This is a genomic window from Corynebacterium sp. HMSC061H03, assembly GCF_001838215.1.
Classification (GTDB): Bacteria; Actinomycetota; Actinomycetes; order Mycobacteriales; family Mycobacteriaceae; genus Corynebacterium; species Corynebacterium jeikeium_D.
On record NZ_KV836077.1, the window covers coordinates 119,707 to 139,951 of the forward strand.

Consider the following 20,245-nt stretch of genomic DNA (forward strand, 5'->3'; position numbering starts at 1 on the left):
ACTTACAATTCAAAAACCTTATTCTACCACGTTGTTGATAGGTCGCGCGGTGTGGACAACCTGGTTCCGGAAGCGAGCAGTTCACGCAGCGACTAGTCCACGCGCGGGTTCATACCGCCCTTGAAGCGGTAGTTGCGTGGACGGCGAGGCTTGTTCCGCGGATTCACAGGTCGGATGCGACGCATACCGGCCCGGATTGGACGGGTCAGGCCACTGTCTTCGCGCAGTGCGCGAGGGCGACGGAGCCTGCGCGCCATCCATTCACCGAGGACAATGCCCGCAGCTAGTGCCGTCGCAATGCCTAGCGCTGAGGCCAGCGCCGTAAACCCCTTGGTCGGGTGGTCGTGCAGCAGCGCGTGCATACCACGGTAAATCGTCATTCCCGGAAGCAGCGGGGTTACGCCTGCCACTGCCGTAATCAGCGGCGGGATGGACCAACGTCGTGCCAGTAGGCCACCGATGAGACCAATCAGTGTTGCTGCCGCGCCTGCGCTGGTCACCGGATGAACTCCCAGTGGAGTCAACACGTAGTAGTAGGTCATCGACCCCAGCAGAGCGACCGTTCCGGACACTGACAACGCGGTGAACCCAGCATTCGAGGCCAACGCAAATGCGATTGAGGCGGTAGTTCCCGCTATCACCCTCACTGTCGCCTGTGCCAGGTTGAGGTCGGAGCCCGCGATGACGTCGGGAAGCGGAATGCCCAGCATTCCGGAAAACTCGATGCCCATTGCGATGCCAGCGACGATTCCGCCGGTCAACAACATGGTGTCGAAGAAGCGCGCGGAGCCAGTCACAGGTGCGCCGGTGATGCCGTCTTGCAGTGCTTGCACGAGGGTTAGGCCGGCGAGCATCACGATAATTCCCGAGGCGATCAGCCTGGATGGCTGCATCTCAAAGGGGAGATACGCCTGCGCCGCATTGAGTACAGCAGCGGAGAGTGTGGCAATGAGACCGCCGACTGCATTCTGGAAGAATGTGGGTAACTCGCGGGCAGCGAGTTCACCAATCACGATGACGATGGCCAGTGTGACCGCAGCCGCGATAAGGGCGACCTCGAAACTCGAGCCGAGCAGCACTGTCACAGATGAAGCCAGCAATGCCCAGCCAGTGTAGATGACGCGGAGGCGGTATTTTGCGGGCTCACGCTCGACCTTGTCGATAGCCTCAATAGCCTCCTCCAAGCTCAGATGGCCCGCGCGGATTCGGCGGATGACACGGTCAGTGTGACGCAAACGCTCGAAGTCGGGCACTGGTGCGGTGACAACGCGCATGGCGGTAATAGGGGTACGGCGTGCGCCGATGAGGTGGTAGACCGTCACGGAGGTCAACGTGATGTCGACCTGGATCTGGGTGAGGCCATAGGCTGAGGTCACGGCCTTAATTTGCAGCTCGGTATCGCGGTTGCCCGAGCCACATGCCAGCAATAGCCCGCCGATGCGAGCAGCGAGATCGAGTACGGCCGTGACCTGACTCGGGTCGGAATAATCGATCGGTGCCAGCGGCAGCGGGGTAGTAGTCGAGTGCACTAGGTCGACAGTTGCCGTTGGGCCGGAAACGAAATCAATCACGCGCTGCTTGAAGGTGGACTGATCTTCGATTGCAGGAAACTGGGTCTGCGGAGTGTCGTCGTAAGAGACAGTGGCTTCAGCGTCGTAGAGATCATTCTTCGTAGCGGAGTTTTCTCCGGCGTTGGAATTGCTGTCACTAGCGAATGACATGTCGACACTTCCTTTCCCCGATACTGCCTGGGGTGCATTGCAGTGATGCTGCAAAGACGCGATGCGGAGACGTTGCAGAAACATAGCCCCAGTGATTTAGCGATAGTCACACTACCCCGTCAGTGACCGAGAATCTCAATTCGTTTTTGAGGCGGTGAATTTGCCTATCTGAGCGGGGCTTTTAGCGTGTGGAAAAGTGTTCAAGAAGTGCGGTTGCAGTTTTCCTGTGGTGTCGTTTTTAACTTCTGCTTGCCAACCTGTACAATCGCCTGTCAGCGGCACAGCTGAGTTCGATTCTCAGGTTGACTCTGATTCTTTCGAGCCAGCGACGGCTAACGCCAAAAGGGTCGCTTTAAAGTTGCCGGGATGGCGCAATTGGTAGCGCAACTGATTTGTAATCAGTAGGTTACGGGTTCGAGTCCCGTTTCCGGCTCCAAAACCCCAGGTCAGGAAGTTTTCTGGCCTGGGGTTCTTTGGTTTTAGGGGGTGGGCTTTTGGAGGGGGGGGGCTTTTTTTGGGGGGCGGGGAGCAAAGGATGCGTATTCAAGGGCAAATGCCTGTCGGGGCTGGGGGTCGGGCAGTTCTCTGTCACTTATGGCCACGCTGTCGGAAGTCCCGGTCAACATATGGATGAGCTATTCACTTATGGCCACGCTGCTGCGTATCGATAGGTGAATATCGCATCGATAAGACAACGCAACACCGACAGCGGGACAACGCAACGCCGACAGTGGGACAACGCAACACCGACAGCCGAAAAATCACAGGTCGCGGAGTATTCACATCTGTAACTCCAGCCCCATGCTTCACAGGAGTTACACGCGTATGTAAAGTGGGCTTTGTTTTTAAGTCATAAGCGTCGATAGGGCTGGTCTCGGGGAAGGGCCTGCGCTATGGGCGCTTTTGGCATTTTTCTGTAAAATCCTCCAGAAAACCCCACGGGCTGGGGTGATTTCTCTGAGAAAAATATTCTACGATAGAGCCATGTCAGAGGTGCTCTTTGTCAGTAGTTCAAACATGGGACTCTCACGCGTACTAGAAGGGCTGCTGCGGCAAGCTGCCCCGGGCCTGACAGTTTTGTCAGCAGGTATCAGCATCGATGATGATGACCGCGGTCTGGATGAAGACGCGCGGCGTGCACTCTGTGAGGTGGGGGCACGGTGCGATGGAGATCCTCATCAGCTCACGCCATCTCTCGCGGACAGTGCGGATGTGGTCATTGTTGTGGGGAAAATCGACGTTTCGGACTACATCGCACCAGATGTAGAGACGGAGCGCTGGGAATATGATGACCCGGCTGACCGCGGCATTTATGGTTATCCCCGCTACGCGCAATTGCGGGATTTCTTCACTCGGCGCGTCAATACGCTGGCGGAACGGTTTGCTGCCTAAATAGTCGCTGACTTCATAAAAGGTGGGGCGCGGGAACCGTCGTAAAGCATGTGCTGAAGCTGACACACTTTTGTTTTCTGACAATAATGCCCGCGTTCGCCCGGTCAACACCTAATGTAAGTAGTTATGTCTATTGGTCCATCGCTGCGACGCACCCTGTACAAACTTGCTGAGAAAGAGATGTCCCCGGCTAAGGCAAAGTTCTTGCTGAACATTTGGCCGCCGCTGTTTGGCACCGGCATCCGTATCACTGAGATTGCGGATGACTGGTCTGAGGGGCGATTGGAGCTGCGCCTAAACGCTCTGACTGCGAATATGCATGGCGCGGCATTTGGCGGTGCACTGTTTTCGATGACGGATGTGCTGTTTGGCACGCTGGTTATGCAGCGTCTGGATGTCAAGAAGTACGAGGCGTGGACGCGAACTGGGTCGTTTGAATTTATCCGGCCGGGTAAGAATGGTGCGTACCTTGAGGTAGAGGTGCCGGATGAGATGGTCGAAAAGCTTAAGGCCGAAACTGAAGGTGGCTATTCGACGGTCGTTCCATACACCTCTGTAATCCGAAACCGCGATGGCTCCCTGGTCGGTATTGGTCAGCAGGAGCTCTACGTGCGCCGTCGTGGTCGTAAGAAGCCGCCGGCCAATCCGAACCAGCAGGATTGTGTTGCCGGTGAGAACCTCATCTCTGCTGCTCGCACTCTTGCACGGCTGGGGATGCGCGGGGTGGAAAACCGTGATGTGCTCGTCCAGCAGGAACGCACCGCACGACGCTGCATTTCACCAGAGTCGCGTGCAGTCGCATGGCTCCACGGGGTCCTCGAGTACGGCGATGTCACTGTCGACGACTACCGCGCCGCAGGGCTTCCCGACGTCGTCATCGAGGCCCTCACCTCCGATAACCCCTCGCCAGCCGCGCAGCAGCTGCTTGCGGATGTCGTCACCGCGCGCGAGTCGCTGACCAAGTTCTAGGTCGAAGCTCTACGCCAATAGCCGAGTGATCAGTTCGATCACTTCGGGGTCTGTTTGCTGCTTCCAATGCGCAACAGACCTGCCCTCCAGCTCGGTTTCGAGCAAAACAGCTCGACTGTCCGGCAGGAAGCTCTGCGCGGTATCGGACCACGGAATGACCAGGTTGTCATGGTGGCTGATGACATTAATCCAGTCAGGTGTGGCTGCCTTGCGCCTTCGGAGGTGTGGGGCAGTGTTGGCTGCAGGAAGTTCATATTGTCCTGCCGCTACCGCAATTTGATCGGCTAAAGCCTGTCCCATTAGCCAGCGGGCAGGAGCCCCATTCCACCAGCCCAAAATGCGGGAGATCTCAGTCAGATTTACACCGCCGACAGAGCCCGACACACTGATGACACGTCGAAACGAAAAACGCTCGCATTCATGGTTTGCAAGACGCGTAAACAGCAGGAAAGCCAGTAGCCCACCCTGCGAGTGAGCCACAATATCGACCGTGTCCGAGTTCGTTTCAGTGCAGACTCCGTTGATATAGGCCTCGACTTCGGCGACAGAATCTACGAGGGCAGCAGTGCCACGGTCTCCGTAGGCCGGTACATAGACTCGGCGGCCGCGGGCACGGAGTCCGTCGGCAAGCGGTGCCCACGCGCCGGGACTATCGAGCGTGCCATGAAGTGCGATAACCGGAACGGGGTCTCTGAGGTCCCCCGACGCTGGACTTGGATTTGGCAGGGACGGATGTGCGGCTGTCGGTGGGAAAATCCGCGTTAGGAGCGGTCTATTCCGCATGCTCGATTGGGTCAAAATCCTCGCCTACCAGCTTGAATAGTGCCTCGCGAGTAAGCGCGCGGGGGCGCCAATCGTGCGCCATCTGCTCATGCAAAACGATGGCTTGAGGGAACGTGTCCTGCACATAGAGATTGGTGACCATGCCTGTGTCACCATCATCCAAGAAACAGGACTGTGGAGGGGAAATGAGCTGGTCATACTTGGTGGCAATGCAGGTGTAAGTAACACCGGGACCGAGGATATCGTGGGAATTGGAGTTCAAAACCATCTTTGAACCCGTGAGCTGTTCCAAACCGGAAACGCCCCAATAGCTCTGCACAAAGTTGCTCATCAGCGACTTTGTGCCGGGGATCTTAGTGATACTGGAAGCGATGCCGCCCAGATTGGTGCCGTGATTGGGCGCGGCAAGGCAGACAACATGCTTGATGTACTTGGAAATGCGCAGAGAAAGCAGGGTGGCAATTAAGCCGCCTTGCGAGTGCCCCACGATAACGGCGTGCTTTGCGTCAGTGGCGTGCAGGACAGCCTTGATGTAAGGCACGAGCATGTCGATGGACTGATTGATGGGGTCTGTTGCACGGTGCCCAAAATCTGGCGCGAAGACAGCCCAGCCATCCTCCCGTAACTGACCGCCGAGGGTCTCCCAAATGCCCTTGACCTGGCCTGTTCCATGCAGGAGGATGACCGGCCACGGCCGGGATTTGGACACTTTGGCTCCCCAGTTATCTTCGAAAACACCGCGCAGCGGACGGAAGATGGCATAGGGGAGCGATGCTGATCCTTCAGCTGCAGCCGGTTGTTGCGCCTCCGGTTCCTGCGCTTCAGGGGCAGGGACTACCGGAAGTTGTTCTTCCCGAAAATCCTCGTTTGAAGCGGCGATTAGCGCACCAACTTTCCGTCTTCGTCAGTCCCGAGGGCCTTCCGTAGCTTGGCGGCGGCCTCATCCATGGACTCTGCGGAAGGATTGCGATCTACCGACTGTAGGTTGTACCCGGACATATCGTGGGCAGGGAAGATATGAATGTGCGTGTGCGGAACCTCGAAGCCGGCGATGAGGTAGCCAGCACGCGGAGCGTCAAAAGCGGAGACAACAGCCTGACCAACCTTCTGGGCAACCTCATTGAGGTGGGCCCATAGCTCAGGCGAGGCGTCCGTCCACTTGTCCACCTCTTCAACAGGGACGACCAGCGTATGACCAGGCGCAATTGGCTCGATGGTCAAAAATGCGACGACCTTGTCATCGCGGTAGACAAAACGACCGGGGAGTTCACCGTTGATGATTTTGGTAAATACTGTGCTCATGTGCCAAGGGTAACCCGAATAGCGGATTGAGGGGTTGGGTGCGATGAGAGTTATCCGGGCTGATTAGTAAGATGATTGCTATGCGCATCCTCGTAATTGGCTCCGGTGCCCGTGAGCACGCCCTGTTGTACGCAATGAGTAAGGACCCGCAGGCTACTGATCTTCACGTAGCCCCTGGTAATGCGGGTATGAGTGAAATTGCAACCATGCATCCACTGGTCGTGGATGACCCCGCTGGCGCTGTTGCGCTGGCCAAGGAAATTGGGGCCGATTTGGTTGTTATTGGCCCTGAGGTTCCGCTGGTCGCGGGTGTGGCAGACGCGCTGCGCGACGCTGGTTTCGCAGTCTTCGGACCGAACGCTGACGCAGCTCGGATTGAGGGGTCCAAGGCTTTCGCTAAGGACGTCATGAAGGCAGCTGGGGTAAAGACCGCCTCGGCAGAGGCCATCCAGCCGGAGGCCTCCGACGAAGACATCGAGGCCGCCATTGACCGCTTTGGCCCGAACTGGGTCGTGAAGGATGACGGTCTGGCTGCTGGCAAGGGAGTCGTGGTCACTAAGGACCGCGCTGAAGCTCTCGAACACGCAAAGGCTGTTCTGGCCGCCGGTAACCCGGTGCTGCTGGAGTCCTTCCTGGACGGCCCGGAAGTTTCCCTGTTCTGCCTGGTCGACGGCGAAATCGTCGTCCCGCTGTTGCCGGCTCAGGACCACAAGCGCGTCGGTAATAACGACGAGGGGCCGAACACCGGTGGCATGGGTGCTTACAGCCCGCTGTCCTGGCTGCCGGAAGGCGCAACTGAGCGCATTGTCACCGAGGTCTGCGAGCCGGTCGCTCGTGAGATGGCCGCTCGCGGTTGCCCGTTCCAGGGTCTGCTGTACGCAGGTCTGGCCTGGGGCGAGGACGGCCCGGCTGTCATTGAGTTCAACTGCCGTTTCGGTGACCCGGAGACCCAGGCCGTGCTGGCGCTGCTGGAGTCCCCGGTGGCGCAGCTGCTCAACGCCGCTGCTACCGGAACATTGGCGGACTTCGGTCCGCTGTCTTGGCGTGATGGTTACGCTCTGACTGTTGTGCTGGCCGCTGAAGGCTACCCGGTGTCGACGCGCACGGGTGATGTCATTGAAGGTGCAGAGCCTGGCCGTGAGGCAGATGGCATTCTCCACGCAGGTACTGCCCGCAATGCTGCGGGTGAGCTGGTCTCCGCTGGTGGCCGTGTGCTCAACGTCATCGGCGTTGGTGACACGCTGGAAGAGGCCCGCGACAAGGCGTACGAGACCATCAAGACCATTAAGCTCGAGGGCTCGCACTACCGCACCGACATTGCACTACCTGCAGTTGAGGGCCGTATTTCCATCTAAATAATGCTTGAGGTGGTCCGGCTGCACTCGGATGCCTCACTGGTGCACCCACCCGGGATGAACTGGATTTCCCGGGTGGCCTCGGCGGCTGCAAAGATGAAGGTATGCACGCCGAATCTCCGCAGTCGCCAAAGTCGTCGCAGTCACCGCAGCCGTTAAACTCCTCGCAGTCACCGCAGGCATCCCAGCCCCAGCGCGACCTAGCATCCCGCCGTTGTGAGGTCGCACCCTTCCATGTGATGGATGTTCTCGCGCTCGCACAGGAGCGTCAGCGCACTCACGGTGACGCTCTATTCCTCTGCGTGGGACAGCCCGCGACCGCGGCCCCGGCTGCCGCGATTGCCCGTGCGCGTGCTGATTTAGAAAATCAGGTTCTGGGCTACACAGCGGCCGTCGGCACGCCTGAGCTGCGCGAAACCATCGCCGCCTGGCATCGTGAAAACTACGGCACGGACACGGAGGCTGCTGATGTTGTCATCACTACCGGTTCTTCCGGCGGTTTCGTGGCACTCTTCCTCGCAGCGCTCGACGTCGGCGACGATATTGTGCTCGCGCGCCCGGGCTATCCCGCATACCGCAATACGCTGCAGGCGCTCGGCGCCAACATTGTTGAGATTGACTGCGGTCCCGAGACTCGTTTCCAACTCACTGCCCAGCACCTGGAGGCACTTCCGCGCGTGCCCAAGGCCGTGATTGTCACCAGTCCGGATAATCCCACTGGCACCATTATCGATGCCGACGAGCTGCGTGCCATTGCGAAGTGGTGTGAGCAGCACGATTGCCTGCTCATTTCCGACGAGATTTATCACGGCATTACTTATGGCCGACAGTGTGCGTCTGCACGCGAGTTCTCCGACGCGGCGGTCGTGGTCGGCAGTGTCAGTAAGTACTTCTCGATGACCGGCTGGCGCGTCGGCTGGCTAATCGTTCCCAAGTGGCTGCGTGCGCCGCTTGATCGCCTCGAAGCCAACCTCACTGTCTGTCCACCGGCAATTTCGCAGGCAGCGGCGGTGGAAGCGTTCAACCCCGAGTCCATTGCCGAGCTCAATTCGCACGTGACGCGTTACGCACGCAACCGCGACGTTTTGCTCGAGGGGCTGCCCCGCGTCGGTCTCGGTAATATCGCTCCGCCCGACGGCGGTTTCTATATCTATGCCAATATCGCAGGGCTTTACGACGACCCGAACTCCGTCGACTCCATGACATGGGCACGGGAACTGTTGGCTGCAACGGGCGTGGCCGTTGCCCCTGGAATCGACTTCGACACAGAGAACGGCCATGAGTGGGTTCGCCTCTGCTTCGCCGGTGAGACTTCCGAGATGGAAGAGGCTGTTCGGCGTATTGGGGTATTTACTGGTCGTCGTTAAAGCGGCTTTAGTGGCGCTCACGGTGTGATTTACCTCACCCTTTCAGGGGTGTTTTTCAGCCGGTCGAGATAGGGAGCTCGACGGGCGAATCGCTGCTTTAAATCCTCTACCGGCGGCCACTGGTAGAGCCGATGTTGGGGCATTCCTGGAAGGAGCCGTTGGGCCTCTGTTTTCTTGATCGCCCGTTCGCTCTAAAGGCGGAAAAACTGCCTCAGATTGAGGGCTCTGTGGCTGCAGTCACATCAAGTGAGGCTGGGGTTGGGGCGATAGTGGAGTGGGGTGGGCTTCGTGGCAGCATCTTTGACAGCCGGCAGCTCTGTCGGTGGTCTATTTCCGCTGGCAGGGGGACCCTTTTTCTTTAATTGCCGATGGGGTTGACCTCTGAGGAACTGGCGGCTATCCCTGCGTGGGGTGACGATTGAGCGCGGTGTGTAACCCACATTCAATGTTGGCTGCAAGCGCTTTTAGTGGGGATAGTTTATGTCTGACCAAAAGAGACTTCCGCGCCCTGTTTTTGGTTGTGTAAAAGCGTGATTTTTGAAGCCGTTATCAACGGCAGTAAAGCGAGGTATGGGGCGGCGTCGAGGGGCGCTGTTTGTGGCTCAGTGCCTGAGCTAAAAAGCGTCCAAAAGTTAACAAAAGGTTAACTAAAAATAAAGTTTAGTGCTTGCCAGGTTGCGTGTTGTGGTCTACGGTTGCAAGTCATAAGTTCCAAACGGTTCGATGAAACATTGTTTCAACTGCGGAATCGCAAAGAATCGGTTGGAGAAGTCCAACAATAAAGATCAAAGAGATCTTAAGAGAGGTGACCTCTGATGAACGCATTCAACGAGATTATGGATACTGTGTCCCCGATTTTCCAGGACGGCAAGGAATCCAAGCAGGATGCGCTGGCATCGCTGCTTGCCGAAGCCATCGTGGAGGCGAACCCGAAGCAGGGCATCGCCGCCGACGACCGCCGCGCTGCCTAACAAGAATTAGCTTTGGTCCGATTCCTGCTAGGCAGCTAGTGGGGAAACAATCCCTACTGGTTATTCCTACTGGTTCAGGAACTCCCGGACCTGCTCCATATCCTTATCACCGCGACCCGACAGGTTCACGAGCAACAGCAAAGGCTCATCGCCTTCGTGAACCGGCAGCCCGAGCTCGCTACCAGCGGCAGGGTCGGTTTCACGGAGTCGCGCAATCTTAATGGCCTGCGCCAGCGCATGCGAGGATTCCATCGCCGGAATAATGCCCTCCATGCGGCTGAGCAGCTGGAACGCTTCCAGCGCCTCCTCGTCGGTAATTCCGACATAGCTGGCGCGGCCATTCTCCTTCAGCATGCCGTGCTCCGGGCCAACAGACGGGTAATCCAAGCCCGCCGAGATGGAGTGCGATGGCAACACCTCGCCGTCGTCGGAAAGCATGACAAATGAGCGCATGCCGTGAAGGACACCAGTCTTGCCCGCATTGATGGGCGCGCCGTGACGGTCGGTGTCGAGACCCTCACCTGCGGGTTCGACGCCAATGAGGGCGACATCGGAGTCGTCGATGTAGTTAGCAAATGCGCCGATGGCGTTGGAGCCGCCACCGACGGCTGCGATGACAGCGTCGGGAAGCTTGCCGTAACGCTCGGCCATCTGACTGCGTGACTCCTCCGAGATGACCTGCTGGAATTCACGCACGATAGTGGGGAATGGGTGCGGTCCGGCGGCTGTGCCCAGCAGGTAGAAAGTGGAGTCGAGAGTCTTGCTCCACTCGACCAGTGCCTCGTCAATAGCATCCTTCAAACCGGCCTCGCCGGTGGTGACGGGAACGACCTTCGCGCCCATGAGCTCCATGCGCTCGACATTGGGGTGCTGGCGGGCGACATCGTGCGCGCCCATGTAAATCTCGCACTCAAGTCCCAGCAGCGCTGCGGCCATCGCGGTGGCCGTGCCGTGCTGGCCTGCGCCCGTCTCAGCAATGAGACGGGTTTTTCCCATGCGCTTTGCCAGCAGCGCCTGGCCGACCACGTTGTTGCCCTTGTGCGCGCCGCCGTGGTTCAAGTCCTCGCGCTTGAGCACAATCGTCGTGTTCGGCGTGGATAGACGTCGGCATTCGAACAGCGGGGTTGCGCGGCCGAGGAAATCGCGACGCAGTTCTTCCAGCTCGTGCTGGAACTCCGGATCGCTCATCGCCTCGATGTAAGCCGCTTCCAGCTCATCGAGTGCTGGCAGCAGGAACTCCGGCACTTCCTGTCCACCGAAGCGACCGAAAAATGCAGGCAAGAGGGTTTCGCGCACCTCGCCCGCGCCGTTAACGCTTGCCGACGGCACCCTGGTTGCAGTCGGTGCTGAAGCCTTGGCGATGGCATCCGCGCTGGGGTTGTAATCAGTCATTGAAGAGAGCCTTTCGTTGCTGTTGTTTATTTCAGCGGGCCCTGGTTCTCTTCGTCGAACCGATAAAAGAAAAGAGCCCGCCAGATTTATCTTCTTGCGAGCTCGTACTTGACGGGTTTGCCGTCGACATTAATGAGATGACGTGACGTTGCTCGCGGACTTAAGCGAGCCACCACCACTGTGCGCCGCACGGCGCGGGTGTGTTCATCAGGGGTGTCATCATGAACCCGACCATAACTCAAGGTTTCCGCAGTAGCCAAAGCGGGGTGGGGTGTGGGGGCGGGGATTGGGCGCGAAATGTGTACGGGATATCGCAACTGTGCCTGGGGTGTAGGGTAGTTCCCCTATTAGTCGGGTACGCGTAAGGGGCAGAATTCTCGGATCCCCTCGACACCGCTGGCCACGAGGACTAACGTTCCGATGGTGATTACGCTGTCGCGGCAGACCACTAAATCACGTCGGGGAGTTCGTCCCACGACGTTGGTGGTGTGGTGCTATGTCGCCCTCATAACCGTTGGCACGGTTTTGTTAATGCTGCCGATCTCGGCAGCCAATAGCCACCCCACGGGGCACTGTGCCCCGAGCCCTGGGAATCTGTGCCTGCCCACGGCGCTGTCTGATGCTCTGTTCACAGCCACCTCGGCAACAAGCCTGACCGGCCTGATCACCGTAGATACGGCTACCCATTGGTCAACCTTCGGCAAGGTTGTCATCATGCTGTTGATTCAGCTGGGTGGCCTTGGGTTCATGACCTTGGCTTCACTTTTTGGCCTCTTCGTTGCGGGAAGACTCGGCCTTAACCGCCGTGCCGGTGCGCGCGTTGAGGGCCGCGGTATGGACATGGGCGAGATCTCATGGGTTGTCCGTGCTGCCGTTAGCTTCACGCTGTTGGTGGAGTTTGTTGTGGCAGTGGCACTTATGCTGCGGTTCCACCTAGGTTATGGGTACGGCTGGGGGAGAGCTGCGTGGGAGGGCTTGTTCCATGCCATCTCAAGCTTCAACAATGCCGGTTTTGCTCTGTATACGGACAACGTCATTGGGTTCCACAGTGATGCCTGGATACTTTTGCCGCTGGCCTTCTCTCTTATCGTTGGTGGTCTGGGTTTTTCTGTTCTGCTCGAGGCTTGGCGGCACCTGAAAGCGTGGCTTAGTGTCTGCACGCGAGGGCAGTTACCTAAACGCTGGTCTCTGACTACTCGCTTCACTATCAAAGGCACCATCCTGCTGATTGCTTTGGGCACAATAATGGTGGCATTTGGTGAGTGGTCCAATGCCATGTCTGGTTTCACTACAGGGGAGAAGATACTCAACTCATTCTTCGCTAGTGTGAGCCCGCGTACCGCGGGGTTCAACGCGCTCGATTACGCGGACTTCCACCCATCGACACTGCTGGGCACTGACTTCCTCATGTTCATTGGCGGCGGCACCGGTGGTACTGCAGGTGGCGTGAAAATCACGACGTCGGCAGTCATTCTCGCCGCCGTTCTCGCGGAGATTCGCGGTGACACCTCCGTGTCCGTGGCTCGGCGGCGCCTCAATCCAAAGGTGCTGCGTCAGGCCCTCGTCGTTCTTGCATTCGGTATTGGCCAGGTTTTTCTGGCAGTAATCGCCGTCAGTTTCCTAGCGCCACAGTTTTCTACTGACCAAATCCTTTTTGAAGTAGTCAGTGCCTTCGCCACGGTAGGCCTTTCCACAGGTATCACCGCTGACCTGCCGGTGGCAGCACAGGCAATCTTCATCGTGCTGATGTTCGCCGGACGTGTTGGCCCAATCGCCTTGGCGACGGCCTTGGCCGCCCGCCCACGCCAGCGCATCTACGAATATCCAGAAGAAAGGCCCTTCATTGGCTAACTCGAAATTCAATCCGTTTGCTGGTTTTGCAGAGCATTTCGCCGACCAAGTCAGCTCTTCTCCTGTTGTAATCCTTGGCATGGGGCGTTTCGGACAGGCGCTCGGCGAGGAGCTGGTCGCTGGCGGTATCGAGGTTCTCTGCGTAGACCATCGCGAAAAGGTGGTTCAGGAGCTGTCCTCGACCTTCGACCACGTGGTCACCGCCGACACCACCATGCCGGAAGTACTGAAGCAGCTCGGCGTCGATGAAGCCGAACGTGTGGTCATTGCAATCGGCAGTGATATCGAGGCGTCGTTGCTGACCGCGTCCGCACTGGTGGACATGGATGTGCCGCTGATTTGGGCAAAGGCCGATAACCAGGCCCACGCCAAGATTCTGGGCCAGATCGGTGTTCACCACGTCATTCGCCCGGAGGCCGACACTGGCCGTCGTATTGCGCACCTAATCGGCGGCAAGGTCCAGGACTTCCTGGAGTTCGATCGCGACTACGCAGTCGGTAAGGTCGCGCCGCCGATCCATTGCCTGGATAAGACCGTGGCGGAGATTAACCAGAGCGCACCGATTACGGTCGTCGCCGTACAAAAGCGCGGTCAGCGCTTCCGCCCCGCGCTTGCCGACGACCGCATTACCGCAGGTGATCTCCTGATTGTCTCCGGCGCTATTCGGCAGTTGGAGACATTCGCCGGGGAGTAGGCGCTGATTGCTACTTGTCGCCGTGGCTGTCGATTCCGTCGACGCCTGTGACCGTGGTCAGCAAAAACACGGAATCTGTTAGAGCTTTCACGCCATGCTTGACGTGGGTGAGTACTTTGAGATTGCCCTCTGAAATCGTGGTTTCATCGGCACCGGTGATTTCAACTTCGCCAACAAGCACAAGCATCGAGGCTGCGGGCGGCGAGTTATGGGCGGAAAGCTCAGTTCCTTCAGTCAGTGCGATGAGAGTCTGGCGTAGCGAGCCGTCGTGGACAACAATTTCCGCAGCGCGGCCGTTGCTATTCGCTTTAGCTTGAGTCAGAAGGTCGTCTTGTTGTGAATTAATATTCACAGCGTCCTAGCTCCTTGGTGAAACCACAGCGCGCAGAGCACGCGCTGCCTCTTCCGGATTTGCTGCCTCGGTTAGTGCGCGAACCACCACAATGCGTTCCGCACCAGCGGCGATAACTTCACCGGCGGTCTCGGCGTTGATACCGCCGATTGCCCACCATGGCTTGACGGGGTCACTTGCGCCGCGGTCGTGTGGGCGCACAATATCGGCCACGGAATCCTGGTGGGACTCCGCTGATCCCTGTGCCCGCACTCTCCGTACCAGTGCCGCAGCCTCACTGACCATCTCGACTCCGACGGGCCGACGGTCGGGCTTCGTCGGGGTGGCATAAACCGGACCGATTACCGCGTAATCGATGCCATCGTCGGCAAGTGAGGCGGCGAACATGTCCAGATTTCGGTTGGACCGGCCGATGAGAATCTCGGGGCCAACGATCTGGCGGGCCTGCTCGGTCGTGAGGTCTTCCTGGCCCACATGCAGAATGTCTGCGCCGGTCAGCGCGGCAATGTCGGCGCGGTCATTGACGGCGAAGAGCTTGCCGTGTTCAGAGGCGACCTCGGCGAGGATCTCCACGGCGGCAATCTCGTCGCGAGTGTCGACTTTCTTGTCGCGCAGCTGGATGATGTCGGTGCCGCCTTCGTAACAGGCGTGCAGAAATTCGCGCAGATCACCGCGGGATGCGCGCGAGTCGGTGCAGAGGTACAGGCGGGCGTCGGCAAGCAGGGCGCGTCGTGTTGTGCGAGTGGCAGCTGATGAGGCGTTCATGTCCCCATGCTAGGCGAGGTTGGGGATGTGGTGTCGTGGCGGAGAGCCCGAAGTCATATGATGGGGGAGTACCACGTTCCGCGGGAGCCGTGCCCGGTATCGACGAGACACCGCTGGCTGAGAGGGCGAGTAACGCCGACCGCTTTTACCTGATGCGGGTTATGCCGCCGGAGGGAGGAATGGCAGTGAATGCTGCCGCTATGGGTGCTGCCTCGACAAGTGAGGGCGGCACAGGGGACACGTCGTCAAGCGTTGTTATCGCAGGCGCGGGCATTATTGGCTTGGCGACGGCATGGAGACTACTTCGCCAGGGATTCGATGTGACCGTCCTCGATGCCGAGCCCGTTTCCGGCGCAACTTTCGCCGCGGCTGGCATGCTGGCGCCGGTGGCCGAAGTTGTGTGGGATCAGCCGACGCTGTATCCGCTGATGGTGGAGTCGGGCAAGCTCTACCGCGACTTTGCCCAGGCCATCGCCGAGGAATCGGGCCACGATGTCGGCTACATCGAGAATTCCACGTTTGTTTGTGCGGGTGATGCCGCCGACCGGCAGACCCTTAGCGAACTCGTTGAGCTGCAGCATGACATGGGTATGGAGATCAACCGCATCACCGCCACCGAGGCGCGCCGGGCAGAACCGGCACTGGGGCCGGGCTGTGTTGGTGCGGTGGATATTCCGGGAGATCACCAGGTCAATCCGCGTCTGCTCGCAGAGGCGTTGCTGACCATTCTAGGAGACCGCGTCATCCGCACTCGCGTGGAAGAGGTTATCTACGCTTCCGATGCCGACCCCCGCCAAGCCATTGGGCTGCGCGGTACGGACGGAAATGACTACCTCGCCGATGAGGTCGTTTTGGCTGCGGGGCTGAACACCGCCGATATGGCCGGTCTGCCGGAGAATCTGAATCTGCCGCTGCGCCCGGTCTATGGGGATGTGCTGCGTCTGCGGGTGCCGGAGCGCTTGCAGCCGCTGGTCACCCGCACTATTCGCGGTGTGGTTCAGGGGCGTCCGGTTTATATCGTCCCGCGTGCCGACGGCACCGTCGTGCTCGGCGCAACCTCGCGTGAAGATGACCTGACCGGTGTCTCCGCCGAAGGAGTCCACCAGCTACTCCGCGACGCATACCGCCTGGTGCCCGGCATTCTCGACTGCGAAATCTACGAGATGACCGCCCGCGCCCGGCCTGGCTCCCCGGACGATGTCCCCATGATTGGCCGCGTGGTTCCTGGATTGACCGTGTCCACCGGCTACTTCCGTCACGGCATTCTGCTTACGGCCATCGGTTCCAAACTCACGGCCGATGTCGTCGCAGGTCGGGAAAATGACAACGACCCGGCGCTTCTTTCCGCCGTCAATCCATTCCGCTTCAGCGATTAGAGGAGGCTCGCTTATGTCCACCACAACACTCAATGGCGAAGGCTACACACCGGCTGCGGGGGAGATGGTCGCAGATCTCGTCGCAAAGCACACGGGGCACGCGCTTAACGACGACGGCACCGCCGCGGACGGCACCCGCCTGGGAATCGCGGTAGCCGTGGATGGTGCGGTAATCCCGCGAGCCAAGTGGGCGAGCACGCCCGTGGCAGGCGCCATCGACATCGTGACAGCGGTTCAGGGAGGCTAGAGATGACCGAGAATTCCGCACAAGCAAACATGTCCGCGCAGGAAAATGAAACCGGGACGGCGAGCGAAGTTACACGTGAACCGCTGCGCATTGGCGGACTGGAGTTGAACTCCCGTCTGATTATGGGAACTGGCGGTGCGACCAGCATGGATACGCTGGAGCGGGCGCTGGTGGCTTCGGGCACTGAGCTGACTACGGTGGCGATGCGCCGCTTTACACCCGGTACGAAGCAGAACGTTTTTGAGATTTTGCAGCGCAACAATATTGCGGCGCTGCCGAATACTGCGGGGTGCTATACCGCTCGTGACGCGGTGCTGACTGCGCAGTTGGCCCGCGAGGCGCTGGAAACCAACCTGCTGAAGCTCGAGGTCATCGCCGACGAGGACACGCTGCTGCCGGACCCGGTCGAGCTGGTTGCGGCAGCGGAGCAGCTGGTGGCTGACGACTTCGTCGTCTTCGCTTACACCAACGACGATCCGGCGCTGGCTAAGCGGCTGGAGGATTTGGGCTGTGCAGCTGTCATGCCGGCGGGCTCGCCGATCGGTACTGGCCTGGGCATTCTTAACCCACACAACATCGAGCTGATCGTGGACCGCGCGAATGTGCCCATCATCCTGGATGCGGGCATCGGTACCGCGTCTGAGGCCGCGCAGGCGATGGAACTTGGCTGCGATGCAGTGCTGCTGGCATCCGCAGTGACCCGTGCGCATGATCCGGTGGGCATGGCCACGGCGATGCGCTTCGGCGTTGAGGCAGGCCTGACTGCTCGCGAGTCGGGTCGCATCCCACGGCGTCGACTGGCCCAGGCGAGCTCGTCGTTTGAGGGAATCATCACTGAGCGCGTCAGCGGCGCACGCGAGCGGGATTCTCTGTAATGGCGGAGCAGGGTGTCAATCTTTCGGACCGCGACCTGCGCCGGTACGCGCGGCACCTAACACTGCCGGGCTTTGGTGCCGAGGGGCAGCGAACTTTGCGATCCTCCCGCGTCCTCGTTATCGGAGCTGGTGGCTTGGGATCGCCTGCGCTGTTGTACCTGGCCGGGGCAGGGGTCGGGCACATCACCATCATTGACGATGACGTGGTCGACGAGTCCAATCTTCAGCGCCAGGTCATTCACCGTGAGTCCGACATTGGTCGCCCGAAGGCCGAATCTGCCGCGGATGCCGTGCGGCGCCTTGACTCCGAGGCATCGGTGACCGCAATCGTCGGCAGGTTAAGCGTCGACAATGCTGAGGAGCTCTTCGCCACTCACGATGTAGTGCTCGACGGCGCGGACAACTTCGCCACGCGCTACCTGTCCTCCGATGCCGCGGAGCTGACCGGAACGCCGCTGGTCTGGGCCACGATTCTGCAGTTCGCAGGGCAACTGTCCGTCTTCTGGCCTGGCCACGGCCCCATGCTTCGCGATCTTTACCCCGACATCCCCGATCCCGGCTCCGTGCCGTCGTGCGCCGCAGGCGGTGTCCTCGGCGCAATGGTCGGACAGATCGGCTCCATGATGGTCGTCGAAGCTATCAAGGTGCTCACTGGTGTCGGCAAGGTCGCCGTCGGCAAACTCGTGCTTATCGACGCCCTGGAGGCAACCACCCGCACACTGTCCTTTGCAGCCGACCCGGAGCGCGAACCCGTTTCCGACTTGACCGAAATTGCGCAGGTGTGCGCAGCTTCGTGGACCGAGGATGAGGAGGCCCCGGCGCAGAGCATGCGCAGCATTGGCCCCAACACGGCGCACGAGCTTCTTGCCGAGGGTGTGCCTCTCATCGATGTACGCGAGCCTGAAGAACACGCGGAGGCTGCCATTGCCGGATCTGTGCTTGTGCCACTCGGCAACATTCGCAGCCGTGGGTGGGCTGCGATTCGCGAAGCGTGGGCTGAGCGGAACCTCCAGTCGAACTACCCACGAGTTCTGATTCACTGCCACTCGGGTGCCCGCTCGCAACAGGCAATTGAGCTGTTGGCCAGCGAGATTGAGGCTGATGGCGCCATACCGGAGCTCATCAATCTGGACGGGGGCATTGTGGCCTGGCAGGCTGCGGGGCAGGAGACCGTCGTAAAGCGTGGCGGAACGCACTAATTAGTGGCTACCGCCACGCGCTGTTGAACAGTGTGCCTACGCCTGCGGCTTCAGCGTTGTCGACCACAACTCGGTGCCACGAGTGGTGAGCAGGCGGACGGTCATCTCGCGTGAGTCGCCGTCGATATCGACTTCGCCGAAGTGCTGGAAATCCTGTGTGGGGTCGGCGTTGGCATTGTCTTTACCCGGTGCGTGGACGTACTCCACCTTCGGCCCGAAGGTCGAATCCATTTCGTTGGGGCCGAAAGCGCCCGCGTGGAGAGGACCGGAGACGAATTCCCAGAAGGGTGCGAAGTCGGTGAACTGTGCGCGCTCTGGGCTGTAGTGGTGAGCCGCGGTGTAGTGCACATCGGCGGTGAGCCAGACGACATTTGAAACATCTTTAATGGCGCTGAGCAGGCGGGCGATTTCACGTTCACGTCCTGCAGGTGCACCGGCGGCACCATTGGATACGCTTTCTTGGTCACCATCGTCGCCGTCGGGGACGATGATGCCAAGCGGTAGGTCATTAGCAACAATCTTCCACGTCGCGCGGGAGTCCTTGAGGGAGTCGATTAACCAGTTGGTCTGCTTTTCGCCAAGGATTGGTTCTTCGGTTGTCGAGCGCGGATTATTGGAAGTGTTTTCTCCCTTGTAACTGCGCATATCCAGAATGAATATGTCTAGCAACGGGCCGTAGGAAACCTTGCGGTAGACGCGCCCATCTACAGCCATTTGTTGATCAATTGGCTGCCACTCATGGAAGGCCTGGTAGGCACGCTTGGCCAGGGTGTTGACATCGCGCTCGGTATAGCGATCATCGTCTAGGACTTCGTTGGGGTACCAGTTGTTGACTGTTTCGTGGTCATCCCACTGGACTAGCTGCGGAACCTGCGCATTGAAGGCCAAGTAGTTCTTGTCCATGAGGTTGTAGGAGTACTGGCCACGATACTCTTCGAGGGTTTCAGCAACCTTGGATTTGGCCGGAGTGACATGGTTGCGCCACACAGTGCCGTCGGAAAGCGTGACGGATTCATCCAGCGGACCGTCGGCATAGCAGGTATCGCCTGAGTGAATGAATAGGTCTGGATTGCGCTCCATCATGGTGGAAAAGCCGGTGTATCCACCGATTTCGTCGTTAATTCCCCAACCCTGACCTGCGACATCGCCGGACCAGTGCAGGCGGATGTTGGATGCGCGGTTTGGGGCAGTACGGAAGGTGCCGATAACGGGATCAGAGCAGATTCCAGTATCTGCCTCTTCGAGCGTGACACGATAGAAGATTTCCTGCCCCGGTTCGAGACCGACGACACGTAGACGTCCGGTGCCGTCAGTGTCTGGAGTTAACAGAGAGTTACTGCGGAATACCTTGGCATTCTGGAAGCTCTCAGTTGCAGCAGTTTCAACCACCATATGGGCGGGGCGGTCTGAGCGAGCCCAAATCAATGCGCCGTCGCCGCGGATATCGCCACTTGCAACGCCGTGGGTGAGCTGTGGCCGAGAACGCAGTAACCCTGGGGAGGCCAGTGACGGCGAACCCGGTGTAGCTGAAGCCGCAGCTCTAGAGGCATGAGCGAGCGTGACTGAAGTGGCAAGTGCGGTGGATGCGCCTAAACGTAGAGCGCTGCGACGGGAAAGCTGCATGGAGTCGAACG

General features: G+C 59.3%; 19 protein-coding genes, 1 tRNA gene and 1 riboswitch. Of the genes, 12 read left to right on the forward strand and 8 right to left on the reverse strand.

Going from position 1 to position 20,245, the window contains the following annotated elements; translation table 11 throughout:
* Window positions 1–92 precede the first annotated feature (92 nt).
* A complete protein-coding gene (locus tag HMPREF2787_RS08395; RefSeq protein WP_070858987.1) occupies window positions 93–1,721 on the reverse strand; it encodes a threonine/serine exporter ThrE in 1,629 nt (542 codons plus the stop codon).
* Between the two features lie 360 nt (window positions 1,722–2,081).
* Here HMPREF2787_RS08395 and HMPREF2787_RS08400 point away from each other — a divergent pair.
* The 3 genes from HMPREF2787_RS08400 (at window position 2,082) to HMPREF2787_RS08410 (ending at window position 4,082) form a co-directional block, all read left to right on the forward strand.
* Window positions 2,082–2,157: transfer RNA gene (locus HMPREF2787_RS08400), tRNA-Thr, on the forward strand.
* Between the two features lie 581 nt (window positions 2,158–2,738).
* Window positions 2,739–3,113 (forward strand): hypothetical protein, encoded by a 375-nt coding sequence (locus tag HMPREF2787_RS08405; RefSeq protein WP_141698013.1) that lies wholly within the window; start codon window positions 2,739–2,741, stop codon window positions 3,111–3,113.
* A 126-nt stretch (window positions 3,114–3,239) separates the two neighbouring features.
* A complete protein-coding gene (locus HMPREF2787_RS08410) occupies window positions 3,240–4,082 on the forward strand; it encodes a PaaI family thioesterase (protein ID WP_016421433.1) in 843 nt (280 codons plus the stop codon).
* 9 nt (window positions 4,083–4,091) lie between these two features.
* On the opposite strand, the gene HMPREF2787_RS08415 is transcribed toward HMPREF2787_RS08410, so the two are convergent.
* From HMPREF2787_RS08415 to HMPREF2787_RS08425, 3 genes are all read right to left on the reverse strand, one after another.
* Complete coding sequence (locus HMPREF2787_RS08415) at window positions 4,092–4,865, reverse strand: alpha/beta fold hydrolase (RefSeq protein WP_016421432.1); 774 nt, start codon at window positions 4,863–4,865, stop codon at window positions 4,092–4,094.
* Complete coding sequence (locus HMPREF2787_RS08420; protein WP_049172143.1) at window positions 4,855–5,574, reverse strand: esterase/lipase family protein; 720 nt, start codon at window positions 5,572–5,574, stop codon at window positions 4,855–4,857. Before HMPREF2787_RS08420 ends, HMPREF2787_RS08415 begins: the two co-directional genes overlap by 11 nt.
* Before the next feature lie 170 nt (window positions 5,575–5,744).
* Window positions 5,745–6,167 (reverse strand): HIT family protein, encoded by a 423-nt coding sequence (locus tag HMPREF2787_RS08425; RefSeq protein ID WP_049172147.1) that lies wholly within the window; start codon window positions 6,165–6,167, stop codon window positions 5,745–5,747.
* Between the two features lie 80 nt (window positions 6,168–6,247).
* Between HMPREF2787_RS08425 and purD the strand changes: the two genes are divergently transcribed.
* The 3 genes from purD (at window position 6,248) to HMPREF2787_RS11105 (ending at window position 9,860) form a co-directional block, all read left to right on the forward strand.
* A complete protein-coding gene (gene purD, locus HMPREF2787_RS08430; protein WP_049172166.1) occupies window positions 6,248–7,522 on the forward strand; it encodes a phosphoribosylamine--glycine ligase in 1,275 nt (424 codons plus the stop codon).
* 239 nt (window positions 7,523–7,761) lie between these two features.
* Window positions 7,762–8,889 carry an aminotransferase class I/II-fold pyridoxal phosphate-dependent enzyme gene (locus HMPREF2787_RS08435; RefSeq protein ID WP_070858996.1) on the forward strand — a complete coding sequence of 376 codons (1,128 nt, stop codon included), beginning with the start codon at window positions 7,762–7,764 and terminating at the stop codon, window positions 8,887–8,889.
* An 815-nt stretch (window positions 8,890–9,704) separates the two neighbouring features.
* On the forward strand, window positions 9,705–9,860 hold the full coding sequence (locus HMPREF2787_RS11105; protein ID WP_162837147.1) for a hypothetical protein: 156 nt from the start codon (window positions 9,705–9,707) through the stop codon (window positions 9,858–9,860).
* A gap of 66 nt (window positions 9,861–9,926) precedes the next feature.
* On the opposite strand, the gene trpB is transcribed toward HMPREF2787_RS11105, so the two are convergent.
* The gene (gene trpB / locus HMPREF2787_RS08445) at window positions 9,927–11,252 is read right to left on the reverse strand and encodes a tryptophan synthase subunit beta (RefSeq protein ID WP_070858988.1); all 1,326 of its coding nucleotides are present in this window, start codon (window positions 11,250–11,252) and stop codon (window positions 9,927–9,929) included.
* Window positions 11,253–11,672: 420 nt separating this feature from the next.
* Here trpB and HMPREF2787_RS08450 point away from each other — a divergent pair, with 420 nt between their 5' ends.
* Together HMPREF2787_RS08450 and HMPREF2787_RS08455 are read left to right on the forward strand one after the other, a co-directional pair.
* On the forward strand, window positions 11,673–13,103 hold the full coding sequence (locus HMPREF2787_RS08450; protein WP_070560513.1) for a TrkH family potassium uptake protein: 1,431 nt from the start codon (window positions 11,673–11,675) through the stop codon (window positions 13,101–13,103).
* The gene (locus HMPREF2787_RS08455; protein ID WP_016421425.1) at window positions 13,096–13,797 is read left to right on the forward strand and encodes a potassium channel family protein; all 702 of its coding nucleotides are present in this window, start codon (window positions 13,096–13,098) and stop codon (window positions 13,795–13,797) included. Before HMPREF2787_RS08450 ends, HMPREF2787_RS08455 begins: the two co-directional genes overlap by 8 nt.
* Before the next feature lie 10 nt (window positions 13,798–13,807).
* Here the strand turns inward: HMPREF2787_RS08455 and HMPREF2787_RS08460 are convergent, their stop codons facing one another.
* Together HMPREF2787_RS08460 and HMPREF2787_RS08465 are read right to left on the reverse strand one after the other, a co-directional pair.
* Entirely contained in the window at window positions 13,808–14,149 is a 342-nt protein-coding gene (locus HMPREF2787_RS08460; protein WP_069359121.1) for a cupin domain-containing protein, read from the reverse strand.
* A 6-nt stretch (window positions 14,150–14,155) separates the two neighbouring features.
* Window positions 14,156–14,914 carry a thiamine phosphate synthase gene (locus HMPREF2787_RS08465; RefSeq protein WP_070858989.1) on the reverse strand — a complete coding sequence of 253 codons (759 nt, stop codon included), beginning with the start codon at window positions 14,912–14,914 and terminating at the stop codon, window positions 14,156–14,158.
* Between the two features lie 70 nt (window positions 14,915–14,984).
* Window positions 14,985–15,107: riboswitch (TPP riboswitch) on the forward strand.
* Window positions 15,108–15,114: 7 nt separating this feature from the next.
* Between HMPREF2787_RS08465 and thiO the strand changes: the two genes are divergently transcribed.
* The 4 genes from thiO to HMPREF2787_RS08485 are packed head-to-tail and all read left to right on the forward strand — an operon-like array spanning window position 15,115 to window position 18,611.
* Window positions 15,115–16,290, forward strand: coding sequence for a glycine oxidase ThiO (gene thiO / locus HMPREF2787_RS08470; RefSeq protein ID WP_070858997.1), 1,176 nt, complete (start codon window positions 15,115–15,117; stop codon window positions 16,288–16,290).
* 13 nt (window positions 16,291–16,303) lie between these two features.
* Window positions 16,304–16,537, forward strand: coding sequence for a sulfur carrier protein ThiS (locus tag HMPREF2787_RS08475; protein WP_070601122.1), 234 nt, complete (start codon window positions 16,304–16,306; stop codon window positions 16,535–16,537).
* Window positions 16,538–16,566: 29 nt separating this feature from the next.
* The gene (locus tag HMPREF2787_RS08480; protein WP_070858998.1) at window positions 16,567–17,412 is read left to right on the forward strand and encodes a thiazole synthase; all 846 of its coding nucleotides are present in this window, start codon (window positions 16,567–16,569) and stop codon (window positions 17,410–17,412) included.
* Window positions 17,412–18,611: a ThiF family adenylyltransferase gene (locus tag HMPREF2787_RS08485; RefSeq protein ID WP_070858990.1), complete on the forward strand. Its 1,200-nt coding sequence runs from the start codon at window positions 17,412–17,414 to the stop codon at window positions 18,609–18,611. Before HMPREF2787_RS08480 ends, HMPREF2787_RS08485 begins: the two co-directional genes overlap by 1 nt.
* 36 nt (window positions 18,612–18,647) lie before the next feature.
* Here HMPREF2787_RS08485 and HMPREF2787_RS08490 read toward each other — a convergent pair whose 3' ends face one another.
* The gene (locus HMPREF2787_RS08490; RefSeq protein ID WP_016421418.1) at window positions 18,648–20,234 is read right to left on the reverse strand and encodes an alkaline phosphatase D family protein; all 1,587 of its coding nucleotides are present in this window, start codon (window positions 20,232–20,234) and stop codon (window positions 18,648–18,650) included.
* Window positions 20,235–20,245: the final 11 nt, after the last annotated feature.

Coding starts and splice junctions, on each gene's coding strand:
- thiO (WP_070858997.1), top strand. CDS start 15,115: ATGGGTGCTGCCTCGACAAGTGAGGGCGGCACAGGGGACACGTCGTCA.
- HMPREF2787_RS08410 (WP_016421433.1), top strand. CDS start 3,240: ATGTCTATTGGTCCATCGCTGCGACGCACCCTGTACAAACTTGCTGAG.
- HMPREF2787_RS08485 (WP_070858990.1), top strand. CDS start 17,412: ATGGCGGAGCAGGGTGTCAATCTTTCGGACCGCGACCTGCGCCGGTAC.
- HMPREF2787_RS08465 (WP_070858989.1), bottom strand. CDS start 14,914: ATGAACGCCTCATCAGCTGCCACTCGCACAACACGACGCGCCCTGCTT.
- trpB (WP_070858988.1), bottom strand. CDS start 11,252: ATGACTGATTACAACCCCAGCGCGGATGCCATCGCCAAGGCTTCAGCA.
- HMPREF2787_RS08405 (WP_141698013.1), top strand. CDS start 2,739: ATGGGACTCTCACGCGTACTAGAAGGGCTGCTGCGGCAAGCTGCCCCG.
- HMPREF2787_RS08450 (WP_070560513.1), top strand. CDS start 11,673: ATGGTGATTACGCTGTCGCGGCAGACCACTAAATCACGTCGGGGAGTT.
- purD (WP_049172166.1), top strand. CDS start 6,248: ATGCGCATCCTCGTAATTGGCTCCGGTGCCCGTGAGCACGCCCTGTTG.
- HMPREF2787_RS08415 (WP_016421432.1), bottom strand. CDS start 4,865: ATGCGGAATAGACCGCTCCTAACGCGGATTTTCCCACCGACAGCCGCA.
- HMPREF2787_RS08435 (WP_070858996.1), top strand. CDS start 7,762: ATGGATGTTCTCGCGCTCGCACAGGAGCGTCAGCGCACTCACGGTGAC.
- HMPREF2787_RS08425 (WP_049172147.1), bottom strand. CDS start 6,167: ATGAGCACAGTATTTACCAAAATCATCAACGGTGAACTCCCCGGTCGT.
- HMPREF2787_RS08480 (WP_070858998.1), top strand. CDS start 16,567: ATGTCCGCGCAGGAAAATGAAACCGGGACGGCGAGCGAAGTTACACGT.
- HMPREF2787_RS08475 (WP_070601122.1), top strand. CDS start 16,304: ATGTCCACCACAACACTCAATGGCGAAGGCTACACACCGGCTGCGGGG.
- HMPREF2787_RS11105 (WP_162837147.1), top strand. CDS start 9,705: ATGAACGCATTCAACGAGATTATGGATACTGTGTCCCCGATTTTCCAG.
- HMPREF2787_RS08395 (WP_070858987.1), bottom strand. CDS start 1,721: ATGTCATTCGCTAGTGACAGCAATTCCAACGCCGGAGAAAACTCCGCT.
- HMPREF2787_RS08490 (WP_016421418.1), bottom strand. CDS start 20,234: ATGCAGCTTTCCCGTCGCAGCGCTCTACGTTTAGGCGCATCCACCGCA.